The sequence below is a fragment of the Serratia sp. CY52157 genome (genome assembly GCF_052168495.1).
GTDB classification, from domain to species: Bacteria; Pseudomonadota; Gammaproteobacteria; order Enterobacterales; family Enterobacteriaceae; genus Serratia; species Serratia ureilytica.
In genome coordinates, this window is sequence record NZ_JBJNMO010000001.1 from 1,865,808 (window position 1) to 1,889,436 (window position 23,629).

23 protein-coding genes are annotated in these 23,629 nt (G+C 62.5%); 9 read left to right on the forward strand and 14 right to left on the reverse strand.

Annotated elements, in window-relative coordinates:
* Nucleotides 1-113: 113 nt before the first annotated feature.
* The gene (locus ACJ8IP_RS08850; RefSeq protein WP_164107071.1) at nucleotides 114-1,034 is read left to right on the forward strand and encodes a DMT family transporter; all 921 of its coding nucleotides are present in this window, start codon (nucleotides 114-116) and stop codon (nucleotides 1,032-1,034) included.
* Here the strand turns inward: ACJ8IP_RS08850 and ACJ8IP_RS08855 are convergent.
* The 3 genes from ACJ8IP_RS08855 to ACJ8IP_RS08865 form a co-directional block, all read right to left on the reverse strand.
* Nucleotides 1,031-2,449, reverse strand: coding sequence for a sensor histidine kinase (locus ACJ8IP_RS08855; RefSeq protein WP_033651954.1), 1,419 nt, complete (start codon nucleotides 2,447-2,449; stop codon nucleotides 1,031-1,033). The genes ACJ8IP_RS08850 and ACJ8IP_RS08855 overlap by 4 nt on opposite strands.
* Nucleotides 2,436-3,110: a transcriptional regulator TctD gene (gene tctD, locus ACJ8IP_RS08860; protein ID WP_033643888.1), complete on the reverse strand. Its 675-nt coding sequence runs from the start codon at nucleotides 3,108-3,110 to the stop codon at nucleotides 2,436-2,438. The genes ACJ8IP_RS08855 and tctD overlap by 14 nt, the downstream gene beginning before the upstream one ends.
* A gap of 167 nt (nucleotides 3,111-3,277) precedes the next feature.
* Nucleotides 3,278-3,607 (reverse strand): hypothetical protein, encoded by a 330-nt coding sequence (locus tag ACJ8IP_RS08865; protein WP_164107072.1) that lies wholly within the window; start codon nucleotides 3,605-3,607, stop codon nucleotides 3,278-3,280.
* A 274-nt stretch (nucleotides 3,608-3,881) separates the two neighbouring features.
* On the opposite strand from ACJ8IP_RS08865, the gene ACJ8IP_RS08870 reads away from it, so the two are divergent.
* Genes ACJ8IP_RS08870 through ACJ8IP_RS08880 form a run of 3 tightly spaced genes read left to right on the forward strand, consistent with a single transcriptional unit; the run spans nucleotide 3,882 to nucleotide 6,838 of the window.
* Nucleotides 3,882-4,862: a Bug family tripartite tricarboxylate transporter substrate binding protein gene (locus ACJ8IP_RS08870; RefSeq protein WP_033651957.1), complete on the forward strand. Its 981-nt coding sequence runs from the start codon at nucleotides 3,882-3,884 to the stop codon at nucleotides 4,860-4,862.
* Between the two features lie 15 nt (nucleotides 4,863-4,877).
* Nucleotides 4,878-5,309, forward strand: coding sequence for a tripartite tricarboxylate transporter TctB family protein (locus ACJ8IP_RS08875; RefSeq protein WP_033643891.1), 432 nt, complete (start codon nucleotides 4,878-4,880; stop codon nucleotides 5,307-5,309).
* An 11-nt stretch (nucleotides 5,310-5,320) separates the two neighbouring features.
* Nucleotides 5,321-6,838 (forward strand): tripartite tricarboxylate transporter permease, encoded by a 1,518-nt coding sequence (locus ACJ8IP_RS08880; RefSeq protein ID WP_033643892.1) that lies wholly within the window; start codon nucleotides 5,321-5,323, stop codon nucleotides 6,836-6,838.
* A gap of 34 nt (nucleotides 6,839-6,872) precedes the next feature.
* Here ACJ8IP_RS08880 and ACJ8IP_RS08885 read toward each other — a convergent pair whose 3' ends face one another.
* Entirely contained in the window at nucleotides 6,873-7,502 is a 630-nt protein-coding gene (locus tag ACJ8IP_RS08885; RefSeq protein ID WP_164107073.1) for a CatB-related O-acetyltransferase, read from the reverse strand.
* Nucleotides 7,503-7,658: 156 nt separating this feature from the next.
* Nucleotides 7,659-8,654: a DMT family transporter gene (locus ACJ8IP_RS08890; protein WP_164107074.1), complete on the reverse strand. Its 996-nt coding sequence runs from the start codon at nucleotides 8,652-8,654 to the stop codon at nucleotides 7,659-7,661.
* A gap of 172 nt (nucleotides 8,655-8,826) precedes the next feature.
* Between ACJ8IP_RS08890 and pdxR (ACJ8IP_RS08895) the strand changes: the two genes are divergently transcribed.
* Entirely contained in the window at nucleotides 8,827-10,293 is a 1,467-nt protein-coding gene (pdxR, locus tag ACJ8IP_RS08895; RefSeq protein WP_164107075.1) for a MocR-like pyridoxine biosynthesis transcription factor PdxR, read from the forward strand.
* On the opposite strand, the gene ACJ8IP_RS08900 is transcribed toward pdxR (ACJ8IP_RS08895), so the two are convergent.
* Genes ACJ8IP_RS08900 through ACJ8IP_RS08915 form a run of 4 tightly spaced genes read right to left on the reverse strand, consistent with a single transcriptional unit; the run spans nucleotide 10,290 to nucleotide 13,944 of the window.
* The gene (locus tag ACJ8IP_RS08900; RefSeq protein WP_147880753.1) at nucleotides 10,290-10,790 is read right to left on the reverse strand and encodes a protein disulfide oxidoreductase; all 501 of its coding nucleotides are present in this window, start codon (nucleotides 10,788-10,790) and stop codon (nucleotides 10,290-10,292) included. The genes pdxR (ACJ8IP_RS08895) and ACJ8IP_RS08900 overlap by 4 nt on opposite strands.
* Nucleotides 10,783-11,499, reverse strand: a complete 717-nt coding sequence (locus ACJ8IP_RS08905) for a DsbA family protein (protein WP_033651962.1) — start codon at nucleotides 11,497-11,499, stop codon at nucleotides 10,783-10,785. Before ACJ8IP_RS08905 ends, ACJ8IP_RS08900 begins: the two co-directional genes overlap by 8 nt.
* Entirely contained in the window at nucleotides 11,496-13,532 is a 2,037-nt protein-coding gene (locus ACJ8IP_RS08910) for a protein-disulfide reductase DsbD family protein (RefSeq protein ID WP_164107076.1), read from the reverse strand. The genes ACJ8IP_RS08905 and ACJ8IP_RS08910 overlap by 4 nt, the downstream gene beginning before the upstream one ends.
* A 49-nt stretch (nucleotides 13,533-13,581) precedes the next feature.
* A complete protein-coding gene (locus ACJ8IP_RS08915) occupies nucleotides 13,582-13,944 on the reverse strand; it encodes a hypothetical protein (protein WP_033639760.1) in 363 nt (120 codons plus the stop codon).
* A 205-nt stretch (nucleotides 13,945-14,149) separates the two neighbouring features.
* Here ACJ8IP_RS08915 and flk point away from each other — a divergent pair, with 205 nt between their 5' ends.
* Complete coding sequence (gene flk / locus ACJ8IP_RS08920) at nucleotides 14,150-15,178, forward strand: flagella biosynthesis regulator Flk (protein WP_164107077.1); 1,029 nt, start codon at nucleotides 14,150-14,152, stop codon at nucleotides 15,176-15,178.
* Nucleotides 15,179-15,182: 4 nt separating this feature from the next.
* Here the strand turns inward: flk and ACJ8IP_RS08925 are convergent, their stop codons facing one another.
* Nucleotides 15,183-15,638: a rhodanese-like domain-containing protein gene (locus tag ACJ8IP_RS08925; protein ID WP_047025289.1), complete on the reverse strand. Its 456-nt coding sequence runs from the start codon at nucleotides 15,636-15,638 to the stop codon at nucleotides 15,183-15,185.
* A gap of 93 nt (nucleotides 15,639-15,731) precedes the next feature.
* On the opposite strand from ACJ8IP_RS08925, the gene pdxR (ACJ8IP_RS08930) reads away from it, so the two are divergent.
* A complete protein-coding gene (gene pdxR, locus ACJ8IP_RS08930; RefSeq protein WP_198793278.1) occupies nucleotides 15,732-17,165 on the forward strand; it encodes a MocR-like pyridoxine biosynthesis transcription factor PdxR in 1,434 nt (477 codons plus the stop codon).
* A 27-nt stretch (nucleotides 17,166-17,192) separates the two neighbouring features.
* On the opposite strand, the gene ACJ8IP_RS08935 is transcribed toward pdxR (ACJ8IP_RS08930), so the two are convergent.
* Complete coding sequence (locus ACJ8IP_RS08935) at nucleotides 17,193-18,089, reverse strand: endonuclease/exonuclease/phosphatase family protein (protein ID WP_016926861.1); 897 nt, start codon at nucleotides 18,087-18,089, stop codon at nucleotides 17,193-17,195.
* Nucleotides 18,090-18,306: 217 nt separating this feature from the next.
* On the opposite strand from ACJ8IP_RS08935, the gene pepT reads away from it, so the two are divergent.
* Nucleotides 18,307-19,554, forward strand: a complete 1,248-nt coding sequence (gene pepT, locus ACJ8IP_RS08940) for a peptidase T (RefSeq protein ID WP_164107079.1) — start codon at nucleotides 18,307-18,309, stop codon at nucleotides 19,552-19,554.
* Here pepT and ACJ8IP_RS08945 read toward each other — a convergent pair.
* Nucleotides 19,551-20,663 (reverse strand): SLC13 family permease, encoded by a 1,113-nt coding sequence (locus ACJ8IP_RS08945; protein WP_033643905.1) that lies wholly within the window; start codon nucleotides 20,661-20,663, stop codon nucleotides 19,551-19,553. The two genes, pepT and ACJ8IP_RS08945, sit on opposite strands and share 4 nt — an antisense overlap.
* A gap of 153 nt (nucleotides 20,664-20,816) precedes the next feature.
* Between ACJ8IP_RS08945 and apbE the strand changes: the two genes are divergently transcribed.
* Nucleotides 20,817-21,848, forward strand: coding sequence for an FAD:protein FMN transferase ApbE (gene apbE / locus ACJ8IP_RS08950; protein WP_047025285.1), 1,032 nt, complete (start codon nucleotides 20,817-20,819; stop codon nucleotides 21,846-21,848).
* Between the two features lie 51 nt (nucleotides 21,849-21,899).
* On the opposite strand, the gene ACJ8IP_RS08955 is transcribed toward apbE, so the two are convergent.
* Complete coding sequence (locus ACJ8IP_RS08955) at nucleotides 21,900-22,121, reverse strand: hypothetical protein (protein WP_004936201.1); 222 nt, start codon at nucleotides 22,119-22,121, stop codon at nucleotides 21,900-21,902.
* 212 nt (nucleotides 22,122-22,333) lie between these two features.
* Complete coding sequence (fabB, locus tag ACJ8IP_RS08960) at nucleotides 22,334-23,554, reverse strand: beta-ketoacyl-ACP synthase I (protein ID WP_016926857.1); 1,221 nt, start codon at nucleotides 23,552-23,554, stop codon at nucleotides 22,334-22,336.
* Nucleotides 23,555-23,629 lie beyond the last annotated feature (75 nt).

Consider the following 23,629-nt stretch of genomic DNA (forward strand, 5'->3'; position numbering starts at 1 on the left):
TCGTCCCGTGATTTGTCTTATTTACGCCGATTTTTGTCTGAATATCGTTATATATGATAAACCGGACACGCGTAGACTAGCCAGCATGTTGGACGCTATTGAGAATAATTGTCATGAATATGCTTTTCCCCCTGCTGGCCGTGCTGATTTGGTCGATTAACGCCGTCGTCAGCAAACTCTCCGCCACCGCCATCGATCCGGCGGCCATCTCGCTCTACCGCTGGCTGCTGGCGCTGATCGCCCTGACGCCGTTTGTGCTGCCGGGCGTGCTGCGCAATTGGGCGCAGGTGCGCGCCAACTGGTGGAAGCTGATGATCCTCGGCTTGCTCGGCATGGTGCTGTATCAAAGCCTGGCCTATTACGCGGCGCACAGCGTCAGCGCGCTGTTTATGGGCATCATCGTGTCGCTGATCCCACTGCTGACCATCCTGATCAGCATCGTACTGCTGCGCATTGCGCCGACCGTCGGCGTGCTGCTCGGCAGCATTCTCTCCTTCTGCGGTTTGATCTGGCTGGTCAGCGGCGGTCAGCCCGGCGCGCTGTTGCAGCACGGTATCGGCAAAGGGGAATTGATGATGCTGCTCGCCACCGCCTCTTACGCACTGTATGGCGTGTTGACCAAACGCTGGGCCATCGCGCTGCCGAACTGGCAATCGCTCTACGTGCAGATCCTGTTCGGCGTGCTGTTGCTGCTGCCGAATTTCCTGATGGCGCAGGATGTCGGCTTGAACGGCCATAACCTGCCGCTGGTGCTGTTCGCCGGCATTCCGGCCTCGATCATCGCGCCGTACCTGTGGATCCAGGGCGTCCTGCGCCTGGGCGCCAACACCACCTCGATCTTCATGAACCTGGCGCCGGTGTTTACCGCCGCTATCGCGGTGCTGTTCCTGCATGAACAATTGCACGGTTACCACCTGATCGGCGGCGGCATCACCCTGCTGGGCGTGATCCTGTCGCAGCGGCTGCGCACGCCGCTGACGCGTAAAGCCAAAGCCCCGGCGGCAAGCGCAGATTCCTGCAAAGAACAGGCCTAAGCCAGCAACCTGAAACGCACCCGCACCAACAGGCCGCCCAGCGCGGCGGAGCTCAACAGCTCCGGGCGGGTGCCGTGATACGCGGTGATGTCCTTCACCAACGCCAATCCCAAACCGGCGCCCGGCTGATCGCCCACGTTGTCCAAACGATGAAACGGCTGCAGCGCCAACGCCTTGTCCTGCAAGGCGATGCCCGGGCCGCTGTCTTCTATCTCCAGCACCCCTTCCCCCGTAGCCTTGTCCCGCGTAAGGCGGGCGGTCACCACGCCCTGGCGCGGCGTGTATTTCAGCGCGTTGTCCAGCAGATTGGCGCACAGCTCGGCCAACAGCAGCGGCTCCCCCGCGACCTGACACGCCGCTTCACCCTCGAAACCAAGATCGATCTGTTTGCTGCGCGCCTGCGGCAAGCGAGAGAAACAGGCGTCGCGCAGCACCTGCGCCAAATTGACAGGCTGCAGCTTGCGATCGGCGCTGTGCTCGCTGGCTTTCAGGCGCGAGAGGTGCAGCAGACGGTCGGTGAGCGCCACGGTGTTATCCAGCGTCGCGCTCATCGCCTGCAGACTTTCGCGCCACTGCTGCGGCCGATCGCTGGCCAGCGCCACCCCGACCTGGGTCTTCAGCACCGCCAGCGGGGTGCGCAGCTGGTGAGAGGCGTCGGCGCTGAAGCGTTCCTGACGCGCCACCATCAGCCGCAGCCGTTCGATGTAACGATTAAAGGCCACCAGCAGCGGCTGCATCTCCGACCAGGGAAGAACCCGCGGCAAAGGCGTCAGTTCGCCCGGATCGCGCCGCAGCATGATGCCGGAGAGTTTACGCATCGGCTTCAACACCCGCTTGAGCAGCGCGAACGCCAGGATCAGGGTCAACACCACCACCGTGCCCTGGCTCAACAGCGCCGCGATCATCATCTGCCGCGCCAGGTAACGACGCGATTCCAGGGTTTCCGCCACCAGAATGGTCGCCATGCCGCTCACGCCCGACTCGTTGACCGGTTGAAACAGCGCCGCCACGCGGATCGGCCGGCCGAGGTATTCCGCATCGTAGAAATGCACCAATGCCGGATAGAGGGTGGAGCGTGGAATGTGGGGCGGCAACGACGGCAAATCGTCATAGCCCGAGATGCTTTTCCCCTGCGGCGAGATCACCTCGTAATAGAGCTGATCGTTCATGTTGCGCTCGAAGCTGTCGAGCACCACATAAGGCACATCGACCGCCAGCTTGCCTTCGCGCACCACCAGCCGCTCCGCCACGGTGCGCGCCGACGCCAGCAGCGTGCGGTCGTAGGCCAGGGTGGCGGCGCTCATGGCGCTGAAGTAGTGGGTGTAGATAGAGATGCCGCCCAGCGCCAGCAGCGGCAGGCCAAAAAACAGCAGCAGTTGATAAAACAGCGAACGCGGCGCGTTAAACCACCGCATTGCACAGTTCCAGGCTGTAGCCCAGACCGCGCAGCGTGACGATCGCCACGTCGCTGCCCTGCAGCTTTTTCCGCAAACGGTGTACGTAAAGCTCAATGCTCTCCGGATTGGCCTCGTCAGACAGCGTAAACACCTGCTCAAACAGCTGCTGCTTGGCCACCGGGCGGCCGCGCCGGTGCATCAGCGCGGTCAGCACCGCCAGCTCGCGCGGCGTCAGCGCCAGCGGTTTGCTCTCCAGCAGGAAATAACCTTCGTCATGATAGGTCAACGCGCCGTATTGCAACGCCGGCTGCGCGGCGCCGACGCTGCGGCGCAGCAACGCCCGAATGCGCGCCTCCAGCTCGTCCAGTTCGAACGGTTTGGTCAGGTAGTCGTCCGCCCCCAGATTCAGGCCTTTCACCCGGTCGGTCACGTCGGTGCGCGCCGTCAGCAACAGCACCGGCAGATCCTGCCCGCGCTTGCGCAGGCGCGCCAGCAAATCGAGACCGTTCAGACGCGGCAACGCCACATCCAGCACCGCCAGCGCATAGCGTTCATTAAGCAACAGGTGGTCGGCGGCCACGCCGTCCGGCGCGACGTCGACGGCAAATCCGGCGCCGGTCAGCGCCTTTTGCAACCAGTGAGACAGCTCGGGGTGATCTTCAACCAATAACAGTCGCATGTTCCCATTCCATTGATTTACCTGAACAACCAGACACCGATGCGGCGTCTGTTAACAGGTCGATAACAGAGAATGGCATGGAAAATAAGGGGATAAAAGAGCGCCGCGCCGCCAGTTTTGGGAGCTGGCACACAATTATGCGTACTGGGGCGCGCTCGTGTGACGCCTCAGATCAGCGTGATGGGGCTATCGGCGAGAGCAAGATCCAACACCGGACGCAGCTTGTCGGCGGTAAACGGCGAAGAAACCAGCACGGAGCGGTTGTTGGCGGCAAACACCAGATCGATGCCGGTCACGCAGGCGGTCATCGGGCAAACATACTTTTCACCGTCGGCGTTGACGAAATGCAGCTCAAATACGCCAATCTCAGGGCGCAAGCGCTTCAAACGACACTGCCCGGCTTCTCCCGCCATCTCGGCGTAGATCTCTGGCAACCGTTTAATCGCACATACCTTGGCGCTGTCCCTGCCGCCAAACAATTTCCCTAACGAAAACATATCACTGCATCTCTATTCATTTTATTACAGATGATTTTAACGCGAACGACTATCGGCAATCCTGACATTACGCAGGGTTTTGGCCGGTTTTGCGCGCTGTTCTCTGCGCCCATTCTATGTTAGCGCACCCGCCGTTCGCTCGCGACAAGAGACCCTAATCACAGACTGGAAACTTTTCCGGCCACTGAAAGGTAAATGAAAGGTTGTTGTTTTAACAATTCCGCAACCGCATTCGGCGGGATTCACCATCAGACAATACCGAGGGTAAGTCACAATGAAAAAAATAATGACCCGTACCTTTACCGCCGCCGCCCTGTTGCTGGCGGCCTCTCAGGCCTTTGCCGTGGAAGCGCCCAAACGCACCGAATGCATTGCGCCGGCCAAACCCGGCGGCGGCTTCGATCTGACCTGCAAACTGATTCAGGTATCGCTGCAGGACACCAAGGCCATTGATAAACCGATGCGCGTCACCTATATGCCCGGCGGCGTCGGCGCGGTGGCCTACAACGCCATTGTCGCGCAGCGCCCGGCGGAGTTCGGCACCGTGGTGGCCTTCTCCGGCGGTTCACTGCTCAACCTGGCCCAGGGCAAGTTCGGCCGCTACAACGTGGACGACGTGAAATGGCTGGCTGCGGTCGGTACCGACTACGGCATGATCGCGGTGCGCGCCGACTCGCCTTACAAAACCTTGAAAGACTTGATGGACGCTTTCCAAAAAGATCCCAACAGCGTGGTGTTCGGCGCTGGCGCCTCGATCGGCAGCCAGGACTGGATGAAAACCGCGCTGCTGGCGCGCGAAGTCGGCGTGGACCCGCGCAAGATGCGCTACGTAGCGTTCGAGGGCGGCGGGGAACCGGTCACCGCGCTGCTGGGCAACCACATCCAGGCGGTATCCGGCGATCTGAGCGAAATGGTGCCTTACCTGCAGGGCGACAAGATCCGCGTGCTGGCGGTGTATGCAGAGCAACGTCTGCCGGGCCAGTTGGCCGATATTCCCACCGCCAAAGAGCAAGGATACAGCCTGGTGTGGCCGATCATTCGCGGCTTCTACGTCGGGCCGAAAGTCAGCGATGAAGAGTATCAGTGGTGGATCGACACCTTCCAGAAAATGATGGCGACCGACGAATTCAAGCAGCAGCGCGATCTGCGCGGCCTGTTCGAATTCAACCTGACCGGCAAAGAGCTGGACGCCTACGTGAAGAATCAGGTTGCCCAATACCGTGAGCAGGCGAAAGTGTTCGGCCTGGCTAAATAACCGCAGGGGAAAACCATGAGCGATCGTATTTTTGCCGGCTTTTGGCTGCTGCTGTGTATCGGCGGGCTGTTCATCGGCTGGGGCATCCAGAGCGAATACAGCTATGAACCGCTGGGGCCGCGCCCGTTCCCGCTGGCGATCCTCAGCCTGATGGCGCTGTGCGCGGCGCTGCTGTTGCTGCGCCGCCCGCAGGCGGTGGAATGGCCGCACCACAAGGTGATGCAGCGGCTGCTGGTGCTGGTGATCACCCTGGTGCTGTATGCCTGGGGGTTTGAATGGCTCGGCTTTCCACTGGCGACCGCGCTGCTGACGTTCAGCATCGGCCTGCTGTTTCAGGCCAGCCTGCCGGCGGCGGCCATCTCCGGCGTCATCATGGGCGCAGCGCTGTACTACGCCTTTGACCAACTTCTCGATGTCACACTGCCGCTCGGCGCCTGGCTGAGCTAACGGGAGCGATGATGGATACCTGGATGTATTTGACCCAAGGGTTTGAAGTGGCGCTGGTGCCGCAAAACCTGATTATCGCCCTGATCGGCTGCTTCGTCGGCACCATCGTCGGCCTGTTGCCAGGGTTGGGGCCGATCAACGGCGTGGCGATCCTGCTGCCGCTGGCGTTCGCCCTCAAACTGCCGGCCGAATCGGCGCTGATCCTGCTGGCGACGGTGTATATCGGCTGCGAATACGGCGGGCGCATCTCGTCAATTCTGCTCAACGTGCCGGGTGATGCGGCGGCGATCATGACCGCGCTGGACGGCTACCCGATGGCGCAGCAGGGGCGCGCCGGCGTGGCGCTGTCCATCTCGGCGGTCAGCTCGTTCGTCGGCTCGATGATCGCCATCGGCGGCATTATTCTGTTCGCGCCGCTGCTGGCCCGCTGGTCGCTGGCCTTCGGCCCGGCGGAGTATTTTGCCCTGATGGTGTTCGCCATCGCCTGCCTCGGCAGCATGATGAGCCAAAACCCGCTGAAATCCCTGCTGGCGGCGCTGATCGGCCTGGGGCTGGCGACGGTGGGCGTCGACGCCAACACCGGCGTTTACCGCTTTACCTTTGACAGCGTGCACCTCTCCGACGGCGTGCAGTTTATCGTGGTGGTGATCGGCCTGTTCTCGGTCAGCGAGATCCTGCTGATGCTGGAAAGCACCAGCGCCGGGCAAAAGCTGGTGCGTAAAACCGGCCGGTTGCTGTTCAACCGCAAAGAGGCGGCGCAGTGCGCAGGCCCTACCCTGCGCTCGTCGGTGATCGGCTTCTTCGTCGGCATTCTGCCGGGCGCCGGCGCCACTATCGCCAGCGCGCTGACCTACATGACCGAAAAGAAAATCAGCGGCAACAGCGACACCTTCGGCAAAGGCGACATCCGCGGCGTAGCGGCGCCGGAAGCGGCCAACAACGCCTCGGCCTGCGGTTCGTTCATTCCGATGCTGACGTTGGGGGTGCCCGGATCCGGCACCACGGCGGTGATGATGGGGGCGCTGACGCTGTATAACATCACCCCCGGTCCGGCGATGTTTACCGAACAACCGGATATCGTCTGGGGGCTGATCGCCGCGCTGCTGATCGCTAACGTCATCTTGCTGATCATGAACCTGCCGCTGGTTGGCCTGTTCACCCGCATGCTGACCATCCCGCTGTGGTTCCTGGTGCCGGCGATCGCCGCGGTTTCCGCGGTGGGGGTTTATGCGGTGCACAGCACCACCTTCGACCTGCTGTTGATGGTCGGGTTGGGGGTGTTCGGCTATATCCTGCGGAAAATGCACTTCCCGATGTCGCCGCTGATTCTGGGCTTCGTGCTGGGTGAGATGCTGGAGCAGAACCTGCGCCGCGCGCTGTCGATCAGCAACGGCGAATTCGGCATCCTGTGGAGCAGCAGCATCGCGCAAACGCTGCTGGTGTTGGCGGTCGCGGTGCTGGCGCTGCCGCCGCTGCTGCGCCTGATGCGCAAACGCCGCCATCCGGCGGCCGAGGCCAAGGCCGAGTAACGCGAAACGGGCGGGAATTTCCCGCCCGTTGTGTTTAACGGCCCAGGGCCGCGATCCCCCTTTCCAGCGCCCCGATATCGTCATCGACGAGCAGGGGCTGAATTACCGCAAAGTCCGCCTCAGGCAACTCATAGAGGCGCAAGGCGAGCAAGCGCGCGATAACTTCCGGCGCGAATCGCCAACGGATAAACCTCGCCGGATTGCCGCCGACGATAGCATAGGGTTCAACATCGCCGGCCACCACGCTGCCGGCGGCGACGATCGCCCCCTCGCCTATCGAGACCCCTGGCATCAACATCGCCCGCATGCCAATCCAACAACCGTCGCCCAGCCGGGTATCGCCTTTGGGGCGGTACGCCTGTTTGATGGTTGCCATAAACGGGTACAGGCTCAACCAGTCGATGCGATGGGTGTGATTGCCCCCCATCAGGATCACCGCTTCGGCCGCGATGCACACGTAATCGCCGATCAGCAGGCGATCTATTTCGCCCAGCGGCTGCCATTGCCGGCTGACCGCGTCGCCGTGCAGATAGCGCACCACCGAGCGTTCGAAACCGTTATCCCAACAGTCGCTGTAGTAGCTGTGGGTGCCTTTGACGATAATATTCGGGTTAGTCACCGTCTGATGCAGCAGCTCGGTGTTGGACCAGTGTTTTTCGGACATGGCGTATTCTCTTGTTACGGGAATAAAAGCCACGGAACGGAATGTCTGTGGCCGTGTTGTCGTTCACTCAACACGGCCATTCAAGCGATAAGCGCTCGTTTCAATCTCGGGTTATTCATGATTACCGCCTCTCTTGCGAGGCGAAATGGTAACCGATCACGCCTCGGCGGTCTTGCTTTTCAACAGCAGCACCCCGCCCATCACCAGCGCACTGCCCAGCAACTGCAGTTGATTCATGTTTTCCCCCAGCAGGAAATAGGCGATCACCGCGGTGAAAACCAGCTCCAACGACAGGATCAGGTTGGCTACGGCCAGCGGCAGCGTTTTCAGGCTGATGTTATACAACCCGAAGCCCAACAGCGTGGGCCCGGCGGCCAGCGCCAGCAGCAACAGCCAGCCGCTCCACTGAATGCCCTGCGCGCCGTGCGACAGGAACCACAGAGAGCCGGCCATGCCGTGGAACGCTGCCAGCGGGAACGCCGTCAGCGCCGCGTTGAACACCAGCTGATACAGCGCCGAAAAACCGAAAACGTACAAAATGGTGTTCCACACCGGATAGCCCCGTTCGCTGGCCACCCGCCCGCCGAGGGTATACAGGGTATAGCCGATGCCCGACAGCATCCCCACCAGCAGCCCCAACAAATCGAAGTGCTGGTTGCCCATGCTGTCGCCGTTGCTGACCAGGAAACAACCGCCCAGGCTGATGGCGATCACCAGCAGTTGGCGCAGCGTCAGGCGTTCGCTGTACATCACCCAGCCGAGGAACACGGTAAAGCCCACCGAACAGTAGGTCAGAATGGTCGCCACCGATGCGCCGTTCAGCGCCACCGACAGCGTCCACAGGCTGTTGAACAGCGCCAGCAGCAGCCCGTAAAGCGCGTAGAACAAGACCTGTTCACGGCGCAGGCGCGCCCACTGCGGTTTCACCACCAACAGCAGCGGCAACAGCACCAACGCCACCAGCGCCGCGCGCCAGAACGCCAGCACGAAGGTCGGCAGGTGATAGTACTCGGTCAGCGCGCGGATGATGATGGCGGTAAAGGCCAGCAGCATGGCGCTGATCATGGCGATGACGTAACCCTGGCGGCTGCCCTGAAAGAGACGCGCGCCGGGCAGCGCCGGCCGGGCGGAAACGCCTGACGGTAATGACATGAGATCCTCGGAAAAATGGCGACGTAAATGCTCAGGCGCACAGTGTAACGCGGCCATTTTTTCTCACTATAGCCACTTTACGGCATTGTCATGCAGGCCACTTTTCTGCGCTTGAAGCCCTGTTGACATGGGGTATAGTAAAAAGCTCTCTCCCTAACCGGGCCAATTTCGCATGCACATTCCGTTAGATCGCGAGCAGGACGTTCCGCTCTATTTACAGATCGAAGAAGCGCTGCGGCGCGCCATCCTTACCGGCGTGTTCGTGGATGGCGACAAGCTGCCCTCAACGCGCACGCTGGCGGCCGAACTGGCGGTCAGCCGTTTGACGGTGGATAACGCCTATGCCGAACTGGCGGCCAAGGGCTTTTTGCATCAGCGGCGCGGCAGCGGCGCCTACGTTGCGCACCCGCAGGCGCAAACGCGCCCGGCCCGGCCGAGCAGCGATGCCCCCTTCCCGCTGGAGAGCTTCACCACCCTCACCTCGCGGCTGGACGGCTACGCCGACGCCCCGCTGCCGGAGGGGCTGATCAACTTCGCCGCCGGCGTCGGCAGCCCTAAGGTGTTTCCGCTGGAGGCGTTTCGCAAAGTGCTGCTGTCGGTGCTCAGCCGCCATGCGGAAGAGGCCTTCAGCTACGGAGAATACTGCGGCTACTACCCGCTGCGCGATACGCTGAGCCGCATTCTCAGCGCGCAGGGCATCCCCACGCAGGCGGAACAGGTGCTGATCACCAACGGCTCGCAGCATGCCATCAGCCTGGTGGTGCAAAGCCTGCTGGCGCCGGGCGATACGGTGATCGTCGAAGAACCGACCTACGCCGAAGCGCTGGGCCTGCTGCGCCAGCACCGCATCAATATCGTCACCGTGCCGGGCGATCGCCACGGCATGCTGGTCGAACGATTGCCCGAGTTGCTGGAACGCCACCGCCCCAAATTGATCTACACCATCCCCAACTTTCACAACCCGACCGGCCGTTGCCTGAGCGAAGCTCGCCGGCGGCGCCTGCTGGCGATCGCCCAACGGGCCGGCGTGGTGATCCTGGAGGACGATTTCGTCGGCGATCTGCGTTACCAGGGCAAACAGCTGCCGTCGCTGCGTGCGCTGGCGCAGCCGGGCGCGGTGATCTACGTCAGCACCTTCTCCAAGATGCTGCTGCCCAGCATGCGCATCGGCTATCTGGTGGCGGACAGCGAGCACTATCAGCGCTTTGCGCGGCGCAAGCACGTTGACAGCTTCACCAGTTCCAGCCTGATCCAGCGGGCGCTGGACGCGTTTGTCACCGTCGGCCGTTACGACAAGCAGCTGCGCCGCGCCGGGCGCGTCTATCGCCTGCATCTGGAAGTGATGATCGACGCGTTGCAACGGCGGTTGCCGCCGGGGTGCCGTTTCGAAACGCCGCAAGGCGGCTTGTTTATCTGGCTGACGCTGCCCGCGGCAGTGACCACCACCGAGCTGATGCCGGTGGCCTGGCGGCACGGCGTCACTTTCGCGCGCGGCGAATGCTTTTATGCCCAGGAACAGCTGGGCGCGCACAGTCTGCGGCTAAACTTCGCCGCCAACTCGCCGCCGCAGATTGAAGAAGGTATCGCCCGGCTTAGCCGGGCGATTGAGGAAGTGATAGCAGAGAAAAACGCCGGTTAGACGGCGGCCCACCACAGCCGCAGCTTCATCCCCCAGTAGCTGGTCCAGCCGGTGGTGCTCTGCACCACCTTGCCCTGCGAGACCACCACGAAGGTCGGCGTCACGCCAATCTGCCACTGCGCCGACAGCGTACCGGCCGGATCGTTGACCACCGGCAGCGCCAGCCGTTTGCGCGCCAGCCACTGTTTCACCTGGGTATCGTCGCCCGATCGCAGCGCGACGGTCAGCACGTTGCCGCCCGCCGCCTGCAAACGGGCGACGTCCGGCGTGGTGAAACGACAAACGCCGCACCAGCTGGCCCAGAAGTAAACCAGCAGCGGCCGCTCATGACTGAGCTGCGCCAACGACACGCGCTCGCCGTCCAACGTGGTCAGCGTCTGGGCATCGAAGGCCGGCGGCGCCTGCGGCGCGTTCAGCCAATCCATCACCGTAATCACCGCCAGTGCGATCAGCGCCAGCAGCAGCAACTCGCGCCCCCAGCGCTTGAGCTTAGCCATGGTTGGCCTTCGCCAGCTGCTGCTTCACCATCGTTTCCAGCTCTTCATAGGACACCGCCCCCGGCAGCATCCGATCGCCGATCAGCGTCGCCGGCGTCCCTTGTACGCCCAGTTGTTCCGCCAATTCCATATTGGTGCGCAGCGTGGTCATGCTCTGTTCGCTCGGCGCCACCGCCTTGACGCCGGTTTTCTCCTGCGCGGCGGCGATGCTGGCCTTGTCGTGGAAGCCCTTTTTCGCCATCAGCCGCTGATGCAAGGCCCAGAATTGCTCCGGGTGCTGCTGCCAGGTGGTGAGCGCCACGCGCGCCGAACTGACCGAACTTTCGCCCTTGAACGGCAACAGCTTCACCACCAGCGCCACATCCGGGTATTGCTTGACGATTTTCTCCAGCATCGGATCAAACCGCTTGCAGTACGGGCAGTTATAGTCGGTAAAGGTCACCAGCGTCAGTTTGGCGTTGGCGGCGCCGAGGCGCGGGCTGGCCGGATCCTGATACAGCGTTTTGGCATTCTGCTTGATAGCCTGGCTGATTTGCTGGCCGGCGGTTTGCTGCTGCCAGGCGTCCACCGCCTGCGCCAGAATGTCCGGGTTGGACACCAGCGTTTCGCGGATCATCTCTTTGATACGCGCCTCTTGCGCCGGGGTGAAAGGCTCGGCGGCCCACACCGGGGCGGCGATGATCATCAGTAAAATCAGTAGCTTTTTCATTGTTCGGTTCCTTTGGCATGGGAAAGCGTTTGCAGCACGGCGTCACGGGTCAACAGCGGGGATAGCACCACGCCGTCCGGGCTGCCGGGGCCATAGATTTGGTTGAAAGGCACGGCGACGCTGCCGCGCCTTTGCAGGAAGGCGCTGATGTCGGCCGACGGGCGACTCCAGTCGCCGCGCAGCGCGACCACGTCATCGGCGTTCAACGCCCGCTGTACGTCATCGCGCAGCAGCACATTGAATTTGTTGGCTTTACAGGTCACGCACCAGTCTGCGGTGACGTCGACGAACACCCGTTTATGCTGCGCCAGCGCCTCGGCGATCGCCTGTTCGCTCAGCGGTTGCCACTGAACCCGATCCTGCAACGGCTGGCGCCACAGACCGGCGGTCAGCGAACCGGCCAGCAAGGCCGCACCCGCCAGCACCACAGTGCCCGCCGCCAGCTTGGCCGCCAAGCGCGCCCCCTGCCGGCGCCACACCGCCAGCAGCAACGCCAGCAGCGCCAACCCCCCCAGCCACAGCGTAGCCTGCACGCCGATATGATTGCTCAGCAGACTCAGCAACCACAGCGACGACGCCAGCATCAGCAATCCCATCGCCAGCTTGACGGTATTCATCCAGCGGCCGGGACGCGGCAACCGCAGCGCCAGCGAAGGCCAGGCGGCGATCAGCAGCCACGGCAGGCTCATGCCGATGCCGAGCGCGATGAACATGCCCCACAGCACCGGCAGCGACGCCGCCAGCGCGAAGGCCACCGCCGTGCCGAGAAACGGCGCCGAGCACGGCGTCGCCAGCAGCGTGGCGAAGGCGCCCTGCCAGAAATGGCCGCTCAGGCCGTGCCCGTTATGGGTGGCCAGCGAGGTATTCAGATCGGACGAGAGGCGCAGATGGAACAGGCCGAACAGGTTGGCGCTGAACAGCAGCGTCACCAGCACCATAAAGCCGATAAACCACGGATTCTGGAACTGAATGCCCCAGCCGAGCGCGTGGTTGCCGAGCCGCAGCAGCGTCATCAGCAGGGCCAACGCCATAAACGAGGCGACAATACCCAGCGACGATGCCAGGAACTGCAGCCGTACGCTGCGCCGATCGCGCCGCTCCACCTGCAGGATGGAACCGAGCTTGATGCCCAACACCGGCAGGACGCACGGCATCAGATTGAGGATCAACCCGCCCGCCAGCGCCATCAATACCGCCTGCCATAACGGGAACGCCGCACCGGCCGGCGCGGCCAGCGGCTCGCCGATCGGCAGCGTTATCTGCTGCGCCATGCCGCCGTCGTCGATCACCAGCGTCAGCGTTTTTCCGCGCAGATCCGGCGCCGCCTCTCCCCAGCCATCGCTCACCGGGACTCGCGCCAGCAACTGATCGCCGTCGGTTTCAACCTGCGGCTTGCCGAGATCGGCATCCGCCAGCGTATCGAAGAACAGCGCGGGCCGCTGCCAACCGTCGGCGCGTTCGGCGGCAATCTGCAGCTCGCCGCTGCGATACCCGGCCTTGACGTTATCCGTCAACCCGGCGGCGATCGGCACTTGCCCCATCGCCTGCGCGAAGTCGTGATTAAACTGCGGATCGTTCGGCGCCGTCAGATCCAGACTGAAGGGGTAGTCGGTCAGAATGCAGACATTGCTGCAGGTGGACAGCGTCAGGGTGCCCGCCAGCGGGCCGGACACCTGGCCTGGCATCACGATCGGCAGCGTGACCCGATCGTGATAGCCCTGGGTGGAAATGCCGGCCACCTCGAAACGCTGCGGCGTCGGCCAGTGCCAGGTCGCCGGCGGTGGGTGGCCTTGCCAGACGATAGCCGGCGCGATGCCGCCTTCGCCCGGGGAACGCCAGTAAGTTTTCCAGCCTTTTTGCAGCTCGACCGACAGCAGCAGACGGGTCTCTCCCGGCTGTGACGTGTCGGCGCGCAGCCGCACCTTGGCATGATCGTTGGCCGGATTTTGCAGCCAGCCGCTGTCCGCCGCCTGCAAGGCGGGCAGCCACAGCATAAACAGGCAAGCGCAGGCCAGCCTGATAATTTTCAACATGTTAATTCTCCATAAATGATTAATTCACCGCGAAAAACGGGCGATTAACTCATTCACGGAAGACGCATAATCGAAGGTGCACCCTGAGGGTGGGCGGAGAAATGGCGCGAGGAGGAGGAATGCGCAGACGCGCGGCAATGGTCGGCGCCAACAGCGCCAGCAGCAGACCCAGCCCGAACAGCACGGTTTCGAACATTACCGGCGGCGCGGCCAGCAATGATTTGGCGCTCAGTTCACAGGGCGTCGGCTGCGCTTCGGCGGCGGCATCACTGGACTGAACGGCGGTAGCGGCCGGGATCCCCAGCGTTTGCTGCAGCGCATGCAGGCCCGCCATGCGCTGGGTCATGCACGTCAGCACCACCAGGCAAGCCAGGCATAAAAACCATTTTGCAATCCGCTGCCGTTTAACCATGCCACCCTCATGTTCAGATCTGGGGTTATCTTAGCGGCGCAGACGCGATTAGCAACGTTTTGTCGGTAAAGAAATGTCTGAGCGGCGGTATTGATGGCGGCGAATTACAGGTATCATAGAGGGTAAGCCTGCGCTTTTCGCCGGGTACAATGACGATTCTCTCCTCCAGGCACACTGCGGGGATACACAGCGAAGGACTGGTGATATGCAACCTTTGAGTGGGCCGGGCACCCCAATCGCCGGCGAGCGCCTCCCTTCCCCGGGCAAAACGGCGGCCACTGACGATCAACCCCTCTCTCCGGCGCAGCGCACAACGCTGGAAAAACTGATCGTGAAAATCATGACGCTCAGCCCGATAAAATCGGCGGAGATCTGGGCGTCTCTGCGTCACGATCTCGGCGCCGACAAAGGCGGCGAACTGCTGGCGCGCCATTTTCAACCGGCGGAACAGCTGCTGCAAACGCGTCTGACGCAGGCGCAGCAAAACCATGCCGGGCGCCAACTGCTGCAACAGCTGGCCGAGTTGCTGCCGCAGGGCAATAATCGCCAGGCGGTCAGTGACTTTATTCGTCAACGGTTCGGCCATACGGTGTTGAGCCAGTTAAGCCCGCCGCAGCTGCAGCAGGTGCTGAATCTGTTGCAGACCGGCGGCCTGACCATTCCCCAACCGCAGCAAACCGCCACCAGCGATCGCCCGCTGCTGCCCGCAGAGCATCAAAGCCTGCAGCAGCAGGTTACCAAACTCAGCGCCGCGACCGGCGAAGCGCCGGCTAAAATTTGGCAAACGCTGTTCGATCTGGCGGGCGTGAAAACCAACGATCCGCTGCCGGCGCGCCACTTCCAGCTGCTGAACCAGTTTTTACAGGTGAAGGTGGCGCTCAGCCCGCAGAACGCGCCAACGCTGAACAACCTGCTGGCGGCGCTCAAACAGCCGGCGGATGAGCAAGAACTGCAGCAGATGAACGACTATTGCCAGACGCGCTTCAACTGCGGCGCCAACGCGCCGCTGACGCATCCGCAAATGAGCGACGCCATTCATCAGCTGTTTGCCCGCCGTCTGGAGAAAGCCGGCCAGGCGCAGCCGATCGCCAGCCCCCCTATCGAACCGCAGCCGCTGCTCAACCCGCTGATCGCCGCCCTGCCTCTGCCGCTGCAAAAAGCGCTGAGCAAGCCCGCCGTGGCGCTGATCCTGCTGCTGTTGGCGCTGGCCGTCATGCTGGCGCTGGTGTTTTAACGCCTCAGGCGCAGCCGCAGTCCGCTGCGGCCGCCCGGGAGCGCAGCGACCCCGGCAGTTCGCCGATGGCCAACGGATGGCCGTCGCGCAGCCAGAAATCCAGCCCGCCAATCAACTCCTTCACCCTGAACCCCAACTTCGCCAGCTTGTAGGCGCCTTTGGTGGAACCGTTGCAGCCGATGCCGTCGCAGTAGGTCACATACACCTTTTGGCGATCCAGGTGCGCCGTGCCGGCTTCATCCATCAGGCGATGCGGCAAGCTGAGCGCGCCGGGGATATGCCCGGCGGCGTACAGCGCCTCCGCACGGGTGTCGATCACCACCATCCCGTCCACGCCATTGCGCAAATCTTCCGCCACGTCCCAGGCATCCGCATAGCGGCTCAGCTTGGCCGCCAGATAGGCCAGGCTCTCTTCCGGCTCTGCCGGCGGAAAGGCCAGCACCAAGGATTCTTTCGACATATCACTCACTCCCGTTGATCAAGACAGATGACAATAGTGCCCGATTTTGGTCTTATGATTGATACCCATTTTTTACTCATGATAAGACCCATTATGCGGCACACGCTGATCACGCTGTTTCAGCAATCGCCCCAGGCCATCGGCACGCTGCGCGATCGTCTGTGTGCGGCATTGCGGCAGGCCATCCACCACGGCGCATTGAGCGTTGGGCAACGGCTGCCCTCCAGCCGAGTGCTGGCTGGGGATCTGAACCTCTCAAGGGTGACCGTCGAAGCAGCCTACGGTCAGTTGGAAGCGGAGGGGTATTTGCAGCGCCGCGTCGGCCAGGGCACATTTGTGGCTATCCGCATCGCCAAATCGCCGCCGCCGGCGACCCGCACCGCCATGCCGCGCCTTTCGCTGCGCGGCCAACAGATCGTGCACACCGGCGGCTGCCGCGATCCGCAGAACCCTCAGGCCTTCGCTGCCGGCTCGCCGGACCTGCGCGCGTTTCCGCTGGCCCTGTGGAAGCAGTTGACCGCTCAACGCCTGCGCCTACAGGGGGAAAGCCTGCTGCGCTACGGCGATCCGCAAGGCTATCTGCCGCTGCGCGAAGCCATTGCCGCCCACGTCAACCAAACGCGCGGCGTAGTCTGCGATGCGAGCCAGGTTATCGTGCTGACCAGTTCGCAGCAGGCGCTGCAAATGATCGCCACCTTACTGTTGGACAGCGGCGACAGCGTCTGGATGGAAGAGCCGGGTTACGCCGGGGCGAGAAACGCCTTTATCAGCGCCGGCGCCGCGCTGACGCCGGTGGCGGTAGACGACGATGGCCTGCGAGCAGAACCTTCCTTGCCCGATCCGCGTTTGATTTATCTGACGCCCTCGCACCAATACCCGACCGGCGCGGCGCTCAGCCTGGCACGCCGCTTGGCGTTGCTGGCGCAGGCGGAGCGGCAACAGGCCTGGATCATTGAGGACGATTACGACAGCGAGTTTCACTACGACGGGCTGCCGATTCCGGCGATGCAAGGCCTGGATCGCCATGGCCGGGTGCTCTATCTCGGCACCTTCTCCAAATCGTTGTTCCCTTCGCTGCGGCTGGCGTACCTGATCGTGCCGCCCGCGCTGGTCGCCCCCTTCGTCACCGCACGCACGGTCTATGACGGCCACAGCGCGCAGTTGATGCAGGCGGTGACCGCCGAGTTCATTCGCCAGGGGCACTTCGCCGCGCATATTCGTTACATGCGCCAGCTCTACCACAGCCGGCGCGATGTGCTGCTGACGGAAGTGCGCGAAAAGCTGAGCCACTTCGCCACGGCCGCTCCCGCCGCCGGCGGCCTGCAGCTCAGCGTTTGGCTGCCGCCCGGCCGGGAGGCGGCGCTCAGCCAACAGGCGCGGCGGCTCGGCGTTCTTACGCCCGGGTTAACGGCGCAATACCAAACGGTTCAGGCCCAGCGCGACGGCTGGCTGCTGGGTTTTTCGGCCCTGACGCCGGGCGAGATCCGCAGCGCCGTCGAGCGGCTGGCGCGGATCGCCGCGGCTTAGCCCTGCCCCGGAGAGACGCCGGCCGGCTTATTGCTCGGTCAGGCGCATCTCCGCCACCAGCGGCAGGTGATCGCTCACCGCCGGCCAGTGCACGCCGTTCCAATCGCCGCTGGCGTTCGGCACCGTCAGGCTGTCCAGATGCCAACGCTGCGCATTGCCGCTAAAGATGTAATCCACCTTGATTTCGGCGTTTTCCGCCGGCCAGCTGCGGCCATCTTGCCCATTGGGCATGATATCGTTCCAATAGCGGCTCAGCTCCAGCCAGGTGACGCTGCCCGGCACGTCGTTCATGTCGCCGAACAGCAGTTTGATGCCGCGCACTTCGATGGTGCGATCGTTCAGCTCCCGCACCTGATCCAGACGCATCGTCGGATCTTCCTTGGTGTCGAGGTGGGTGTTGAACAGGGTGATCGGCGTCGGGAACTCCGGCACATCGACCTTGGCGCTGAAGGCGATGCGCTGCTCGCGCTGGCCGGACGGCAACGGATAGATCACGGCGTCGTGCAGCGGATACTTCGAGAGAAACGCCAGGCCGTATTCACCGCCGTCGAAATCGATCGCCCGGCCGAACACCGCCTGCATGCCGGTCAGCTTCGCCAGTTCCGCCGCCTGATCGACCCGCCCGCTGCGGGCGGTGAGTTTATCCACCTCCTGCAGCGCCACCACGTCGACGTTCATCGCGCGAATCGCCTTGGCGATGGCGGTCATGTCGCTGACCTTGCCGGCGGCGATATTGAAGCTGGCGACGCGGATCTTCGGCGCCTGTTCCAGTTCGTAGGTTTTGTTCTTCAGGCCGCCCAACGCGCTGGCCACCTCGCGGCTGTTGGCGTTGCTGTTGGCGTGCCCGGTATCGGCGGACGACCAGGCGCTGTGAGAGATGCCCAGGGACAGTAAGGTGATGAGCAAAGCGTGACCGGTGTGCATGAATTCTCCTTGAGGGACAGATAAGTGTTATGCGGGCGCTTCCCGGCCCACAGCTAACACCGATTTTGCCGCAGAAACCTGCGACTATTTCCTAGTTGCACCGCTATTTTTCGTTTCTGCGCGATGCTTCGCATTCTGGCGGTTTACGCATTGCGCCGTTGGACAATCGGCTGATTTCGTTTTAAAACCGGTAGATTGCCAACCGCGAGGAGTTCCGATGACCAGCCCGATTGCCGAACAGCTTACCGAACGTTTCTTCCGCTATCTGGCGGTGACCAGCCAGAGCGACGCCGCCGCAACCGCCCTGCCCAGCACGCCGGGGCAGCATGAGATGGCGCAACTGTTGGCGGACGAGCTGCGCCGGCTCGGCCTGGCCGACGTTCAAATCGACGAGCACGCCACCGTGACCGCCCGCAAGCCCGGCACCCAACCCGGCGCGCCGCGCATCGGCTTCATCACGCATATCGACACCGTGGACGTCGGCCTGTCGCCCGAGATTCGCCCGCAGCGCCTGCGCTTCACCGGCGAGGATTTATGCCTGAATGCCGAGCAGGACATCTGGCTGCGTACCGCCGAGCATCCGGAGATCCTGCCCTACCGGAACGAAGAGATCCTGTTCAGCGACGGCACCAGCGTGCTGGGCGCCGACAATAAGGCGGCGGTCACCGTGGTGATGACGCTGCTGGCCAACCTGACCGCGGCCGATCGCCACGGCGATATCGTGGTGGCGTTCGTGCCGGACGAAGAAATCGGCCTGCGCGGCGCCAAGGCGCTGGATCTGCAGCGTTTCCCCGTCGATTTCGCCTACACCATCGACTGCTGCGAACTGGGTGAAGTGGTGTACGAGAATTTCAACGCGGCGGCGGCGGAGATCCGCATCGAGGGGGTGACCGCCCACCCGATGTCGGCGAAAAACGTATTAATCAACCCGATACGCATCGCCAACGACATCATTAACCGATTCGACGTGCAGGATACCCCAGAGCACACCGAAGGGCGCGAGGGCTATTTCTGGTTCACCGATCTGGCCGCCAACGCCAATCAGGCGACGCTGAAGGTGTCGATTCGCGACTTCTATCGCGCGGCGTTCGAGGCGCGCAAGGCCCGCCTTGAGGAGACGGTGCGCCAGGTGGCGGCCAACTATCCGCGGGCCAACGTCAGCTGCAGCGTCAGCGACATCTACAGCAACATCAGCAACGCCATTGGCGAGGACCGCCGCGCCATCGATCTGATCTTCGGCGCCCTCGCCGCCCACGGCATCCCGCCGAAGGTGATCCCGATGCGCGGCGGCACCGACGGCGCGGCGCTCTCCAGCCGCGGCATCCTGACGCCCAATTACTTCACCGGCGCGCATAACTTCCACTCGCGCTTCGAGTTTTTACCCGTCAGCGCCTTCGTGAAATCCTATCAGGTGACCCGCAGCATTTGCCTGCTGGCCGCACGACAAAGCGGCCAACCGGCTTAGCTCATCACCCAGCCGAGCAACGCGGCCCATACCAACAGCGGCAGCGAATAATAGTGGAAGCGCAACCAGATCTTGCGCTCCCCCGCCATGCGCAGCGCAATCAGGTTGGCGAGCGATCCGATCGCCAACCCGAAGCCGCCGGCGTTGACCGCATAGGCCAGCTGAGCGCTGGAGGGCACATAGTTGAGCAACAGTATGGTGGCCGGCACGTTGCTGACGATCTGCGACAGCCCGACGCCCAACGCATACACGCTCCCCTCGCTCAGCCCGGCGATGGCGGCGAACGCCGGCTGAAGCGGCGGCAAACGGGTAAACAGGCCGACATCGATGAACATGGCGGCGAACACGAAAATCAGACTCCAGTCGATCTGCAACAGCACTCGGCGCGCCAGCAGCAAGAAACCGGCGAACACCGCCAGCAGCCCGTACAACGGCAGATCGAAATCGAGACACAGCAGGAAAACCGCATACAGCCCTACACAGCTCAGCAACAGCGGCCGCTGGTAGGGATATCCCTCGGTATTCGGCGTTTTCACGATGTCGCGCGCCGGGAAGCTGAACCAGGTCAGCGCCAGCAGGCTCAACATCATTGCGGCGCCAAACGGCGCCATCTGGCCGATGAAACCGAGGAAAGAGAGGCCGGAGCGGCTCCACAGCAGGATATTTTGCGGGTTGCCGATCGGCGTCAGCAACGAACCGGCGTTCACCGCCAACGCCTGGAAGATGATCAAGCGGCCAACCGGCAGCGCCGACAGCTTTTTCAGCGTGATGGTGAGCGGAATGACGATAAACAGCGCCACATCGTTGGTCAGAAACGACGACAGCAGCGCGGCGGAAAACACCAGGAACAGCGCCAGCCGCCGTTCGCTGTGCAAGCGGTTGATAATCTTGCGGCCGACAAAATCGAAGTAGCCGCTGACCTCAACCCCTTTGGTCAGCAGCATCAGCCCCAACAGGGTGATGAGGGTACGGCCGTCGATGAAACCACCCAGCGCCGACAGCGGTTGCGGATGAAAAGCGAACATCGCCACGCCGGCCAGCAGCAATGCATGCAAGAAGCGATCTTTGACAAAGGGGTGGATAAGCCGAGAAATGGCGGTTGAACTCATAGCGGCAGTGTGAACCTCACCGAAAAGAATGGGCAGACGTTAGCTCAGACGCGGCTTCAGCGCCAGCAAAATGCTATTTTACCTTTATCCGCTTTTCATTTGCCGCGCTTTACTTTATTTGTAGCGGCTTTCACGGTTTTCAAAGGACATGTTATGGCTTCCCTGCTCGCTAAAGGGGCGTTGCTCAGCGCCTTATGCGCCCTGCTCGCCGCCTGTGACGATCCCGCCTCTCGCCCGCAAATCGATATCGATGGCAAGACCATGGGCACCTTCTACAGCGTTAAGGTCAGCGGTGACGTCGCGATCGGCAAACAAGAGCTGCAGCGGCAGATCGACACGGTGCTCGAACGGGCCAACGACGATATCTCTACCTACCGCGCCGATTCGGTGCTGTCGCGGTTTAACCGCAGCGCCAGCCTCGAGCCGCAGCCTATCCCGCGCGGCATGGCGGACATCGTATTGATGGCCCAACGCATCGGCCGCGATACCGGCGGCGCCATGGACATCACCGTCGGCCCACTGGTGAACCTGTGGGGGTTCGGCCCAGACAAGCATCCGGTCAAGGTGCCGGAACAGGCGCAGATCGACGCGGCGAAGCAGAACATCGGCCTGCAGCACCTGAAGCTGATCAGCGACAATCGCGGGGAGTGGCTGCAAAAAGATCTGCCGGGCATGTATGTCGATCTCTCGACGCTGGGCGAAGGCTATGGCGCCGATGAGCTGGTGCGCCTGATGAACCGTCACGGCATTACCAACTACCTGGTGTCGGTAGGCGGCGCGGTCTCTTCGCGCGGCGTCAACGGCCAGGGCAAACCCTGGCGGGTGGCGATCCAAAAGCCGACCGACCGTGAAAATGCGGTGCAGGCGCTGGTGGATCTGCACGGTTACGGCATCAGCACCGCCGGCAGCTACCGCAACTACTTCGAACAAAACGGCCAGCGTTACTCCCATGTCATCGATCCGACCACCGGCAGGCCGATAAACCACCGACTGGTTTCCGCCACGGTGATCGCCCCGACCGCACTCGAGGCCGACGGTTGGGATACCGGCTTGATGGTGCTGGGCCCGGAGAAAGCGTTGCAGCTCGCAGAAGAGAAAGGGCTGGCGGTCTACCTGATCAGCAAAACCGACGACGGTTTCAGCGCCGTGATGACGCCGCAGTTCAAAGCATTTTTAGTGCAGTGAGATAAAAAAGCCCGGCGCGCAATGGCCGGGCTTATTCCTGTTCCGCGCCGATCACTTGGTCAGCGCGATGATGCCGAGGGTCAGACCGGCAACCGCCGCCGCACCGCCGGCGATCGCGCCCGCGGTTTCCCAGTTATCCTGAGTGGTGCCCTTCATACAGGTGTTGGTGTGCACCAGACGCCCCTGGTCATCGTAGACCGGCACGCAGGGAGAATCGGTGGCGCATCCGGCCAACACGGCCGACAGTAACCCAACCGCAATTAACTTTTTCATACTTCTTGCCTCAATGTTCGATCACTTTAGAAAGCTACGCCGAGCGATAATCACGCTACCTGGCTATTGTATGCCCAACGCGTGTAATGGCGAGGTAATGATGTGTCAGGGGATGTGATTTGGGAAAACTCCGAGCGCCCGGCCGGTGGGCTTCGGGCAGTAAAAAGCCCGCGAAAACGCGGGCTTGTTGGCGGAATGACGCGCCGGCGGGATTATTTCGCCAGTTTGCGCATCACCAGCGTGGCGTTGGTGCCGCCGAAGCCGAAGCTGTTGGACATCACGGTGGTCAGCTCGCGCTGGGTCGGCTGAGTCACGATGTTCATGCCGGCCGCCTGTTCATCCAGGGTTTCGATGTTGATGCTCGGCGCGATAAAGCCGTGCTCCAGCATCAGCAGGCTGTAGATCGCTTCCTGCACGCCCGCAGCGCCCAGCGAGTGGCCGGTCATCGCCTTGGTGGAGGAGATGGCCGGGGTATTGTCGCCGAACACTTCACGAATGGCGCCCAGCTCTTTCACGTCACCTACCGGCGTAGAGGTGCCGTGCACGTTGATGTAATCGATCGGCGCATCCAGATCCTGCATCGCCATCTTCATGCAGCGCACTGCGCCTTCGCCCGAAGGGGCAACCATGTCGGCGCCGTCGGAAGTCGCGCCGTAGCCGACGATTTCCGCATAGATGTGCGCGCCGCGCGCCAGTGCGTGCTCCAGCTCTTCAACCACCACCATGCCGCCGCCGCCGGCGATGACGAAACCGTCACGATCGGCGTCATAGGTGCGGGACGCTTTTTCCGGCGTGTCGTTGTATTTGGTGGACAACGCGCCCATCGCATCGAACTCGCAGGCCATTTCCCAGCACAGCTCTTCGCCGCCGCCGGCGAATACGATGTCCTGTTTGCCCAGCTGGATTTGCTCAACCGCGTTGCCGATGCAGTGCGCGGAGGTCGCGCAAGCGGAGCTGATGGAGTAGTTCACGCCGTGGATTTTGAACGGCGTTGCCAGGCAGGCGGAAACGCCGGAAGCCATGGCCTTGGTCACCACGTACGGGCCAACCGCTTTCAGGCCGCGCGGGCTGCGCATCGCATCGGCGCCGAACACCTGGAAGCGCGGAGAACCGCCGCCGGAACCGGCGATCAGGCCCACGCGCGGGTTGTTTTGATACTCTTCTTCCTTCAGGCCGGAAGACGCGATCGCTTCTTGCATCGCCAGGAAGGCATAAATGGAAGCGTCGCTCATGAAACGCACCGCCTTGCGGTCGATCAGGCCGGTAGTGTCGAGCTTAACTTGCCCCCATACGTGACTACGCATGCCGGAATCTTTCAGCTCCTGGGAGAAAGTGATCCCAGAACGTCCTTCCTGCAGGCTTGCCAGGACCTCCTGCTGGTTATTACCAATGCTGGAGACAACTCCCAGGCCAGTAATCACTGCACGTTTCATTCAATACCTCTTCCACTATTAACCTACGGGATTTTGCATCGCACTTTAGCGTACAGATGTAAGCCGAACAAGTCC

Excerpts from the sequence above, each read along its gene's own strand:
- ACJ8IP_RS08850 (WP_164107071.1), top strand. The coding sequence starts at position 114 with ATGAATATGCTTTTCCCCCTGCTGGCCGTGCTGATTTGGTCGATTAAC.
- ACJ8IP_RS08855 (WP_033651954.1), bottom strand. The coding sequence starts at position 2,449 with ATGCGGTGGTTTAACGCGCCGCGTTCGCTGTTTTATCAACTGCTGCTG.
- tctD (WP_033643888.1), bottom strand. The coding sequence starts at position 3,110 with ATGCGACTGTTATTGGTTGAAGATCACCCCGAGCTGTCTCACTGGTTG.
- ACJ8IP_RS08865 (WP_164107072.1), bottom strand. The coding sequence starts at position 3,607 with ATGTTTTCGTTAGGGAAATTGTTTGGCGGCAGGGACAGCGCCAAGGTA.
- ACJ8IP_RS08870 (WP_033651957.1), top strand. The coding sequence starts at position 3,882 with ATGAAAAAAATAATGACCCGTACCTTTACCGCCGCCGCCCTGTTGCTG.
- ACJ8IP_RS08875 (WP_033643891.1), top strand. The coding sequence starts at position 4,878 with ATGAGCGATCGTATTTTTGCCGGCTTTTGGCTGCTGCTGTGTATCGGC.
- ACJ8IP_RS08880 (WP_033643892.1), top strand. The coding sequence starts at position 5,321 with ATGGATACCTGGATGTATTTGACCCAAGGGTTTGAAGTGGCGCTGGTG.
- ACJ8IP_RS08885 (WP_164107073.1), bottom strand. The coding sequence starts at position 7,502 with ATGTCCGAAAAACACTGGTCCAACACCGAGCTGCTGCATCAGACGGTG.
- ACJ8IP_RS08890 (WP_164107074.1), bottom strand. The coding sequence starts at position 8,654 with ATGTCATTACCGTCAGGCGTTTCCGCCCGGCCGGCGCTGCCCGGCGCG.
- pdxR (WP_164107075.1), top strand. The coding sequence starts at position 8,827 with ATGCACATTCCGTTAGATCGCGAGCAGGACGTTCCGCTCTATTTACAG.
- ACJ8IP_RS08900 (WP_147880753.1), bottom strand. The coding sequence starts at position 10,790 with ATGGCTAAGCTCAAGCGCTGGGGGCGCGAGTTGCTGCTGCTGGCGCTG.
- ACJ8IP_RS08905 (WP_033651962.1), bottom strand. The coding sequence starts at position 11,499 with ATGAAAAAGCTACTGATTTTACTGATGATCATCGCCGCCCCGGTGTGG.
- ACJ8IP_RS08910 (WP_164107076.1), bottom strand. The coding sequence starts at position 13,532 with ATGTTGAAAATTATCAGGCTGGCCTGCGCTTGCCTGTTTATGCTGTGG.
- ACJ8IP_RS08915 (WP_033639760.1), bottom strand. The coding sequence starts at position 13,944 with ATGGTTAAACGGCAGCGGATTGCAAAATGGTTTTTATGCCTGGCTTGC.
- flk (WP_164107077.1), top strand. The coding sequence starts at position 14,150 with ATGCAACCTTTGAGTGGGCCGGGCACCCCAATCGCCGGCGAGCGCCTC.
- ACJ8IP_RS08925 (WP_047025289.1), bottom strand. The coding sequence starts at position 15,638 with ATGTCGAAAGAATCCTTGGTGCTGGCCTTTCCGCCGGCAGAGCCGGAA.
- pdxR (WP_198793278.1), top strand. The coding sequence starts at position 15,732 with ATGCGGCACACGCTGATCACGCTGTTTCAGCAATCGCCCCAGGCCATC.
- ACJ8IP_RS08935 (WP_016926861.1), bottom strand. The coding sequence starts at position 18,089 with ATGCACACCGGTCACGCTTTGCTCATCACCTTACTGTCCCTGGGCATC.
- pepT (WP_164107079.1), top strand. The coding sequence starts at position 18,307 with ATGACCAGCCCGATTGCCGAACAGCTTACCGAACGTTTCTTCCGCTAT.
- ACJ8IP_RS08945 (WP_033643905.1), bottom strand. The coding sequence starts at position 20,663 with ATGAGTTCAACCGCCATTTCTCGGCTTATCCACCCCTTTGTCAAAGAT.
- apbE (WP_047025285.1), top strand. The coding sequence starts at position 20,817 with ATGGCTTCCCTGCTCGCTAAAGGGGCGTTGCTCAGCGCCTTATGCGCC.
- ACJ8IP_RS08955 (WP_004936201.1), bottom strand. The coding sequence starts at position 22,121 with ATGAAAAAGTTAATTGCGGTTGGGTTACTGTCGGCCGTGTTGGCCGGA.
- fabB (WP_016926857.1), bottom strand. The coding sequence starts at position 23,554 with ATGAAACGTGCAGTGATTACTGGCCTGGGAGTTGTCTCCAGCATTGGT.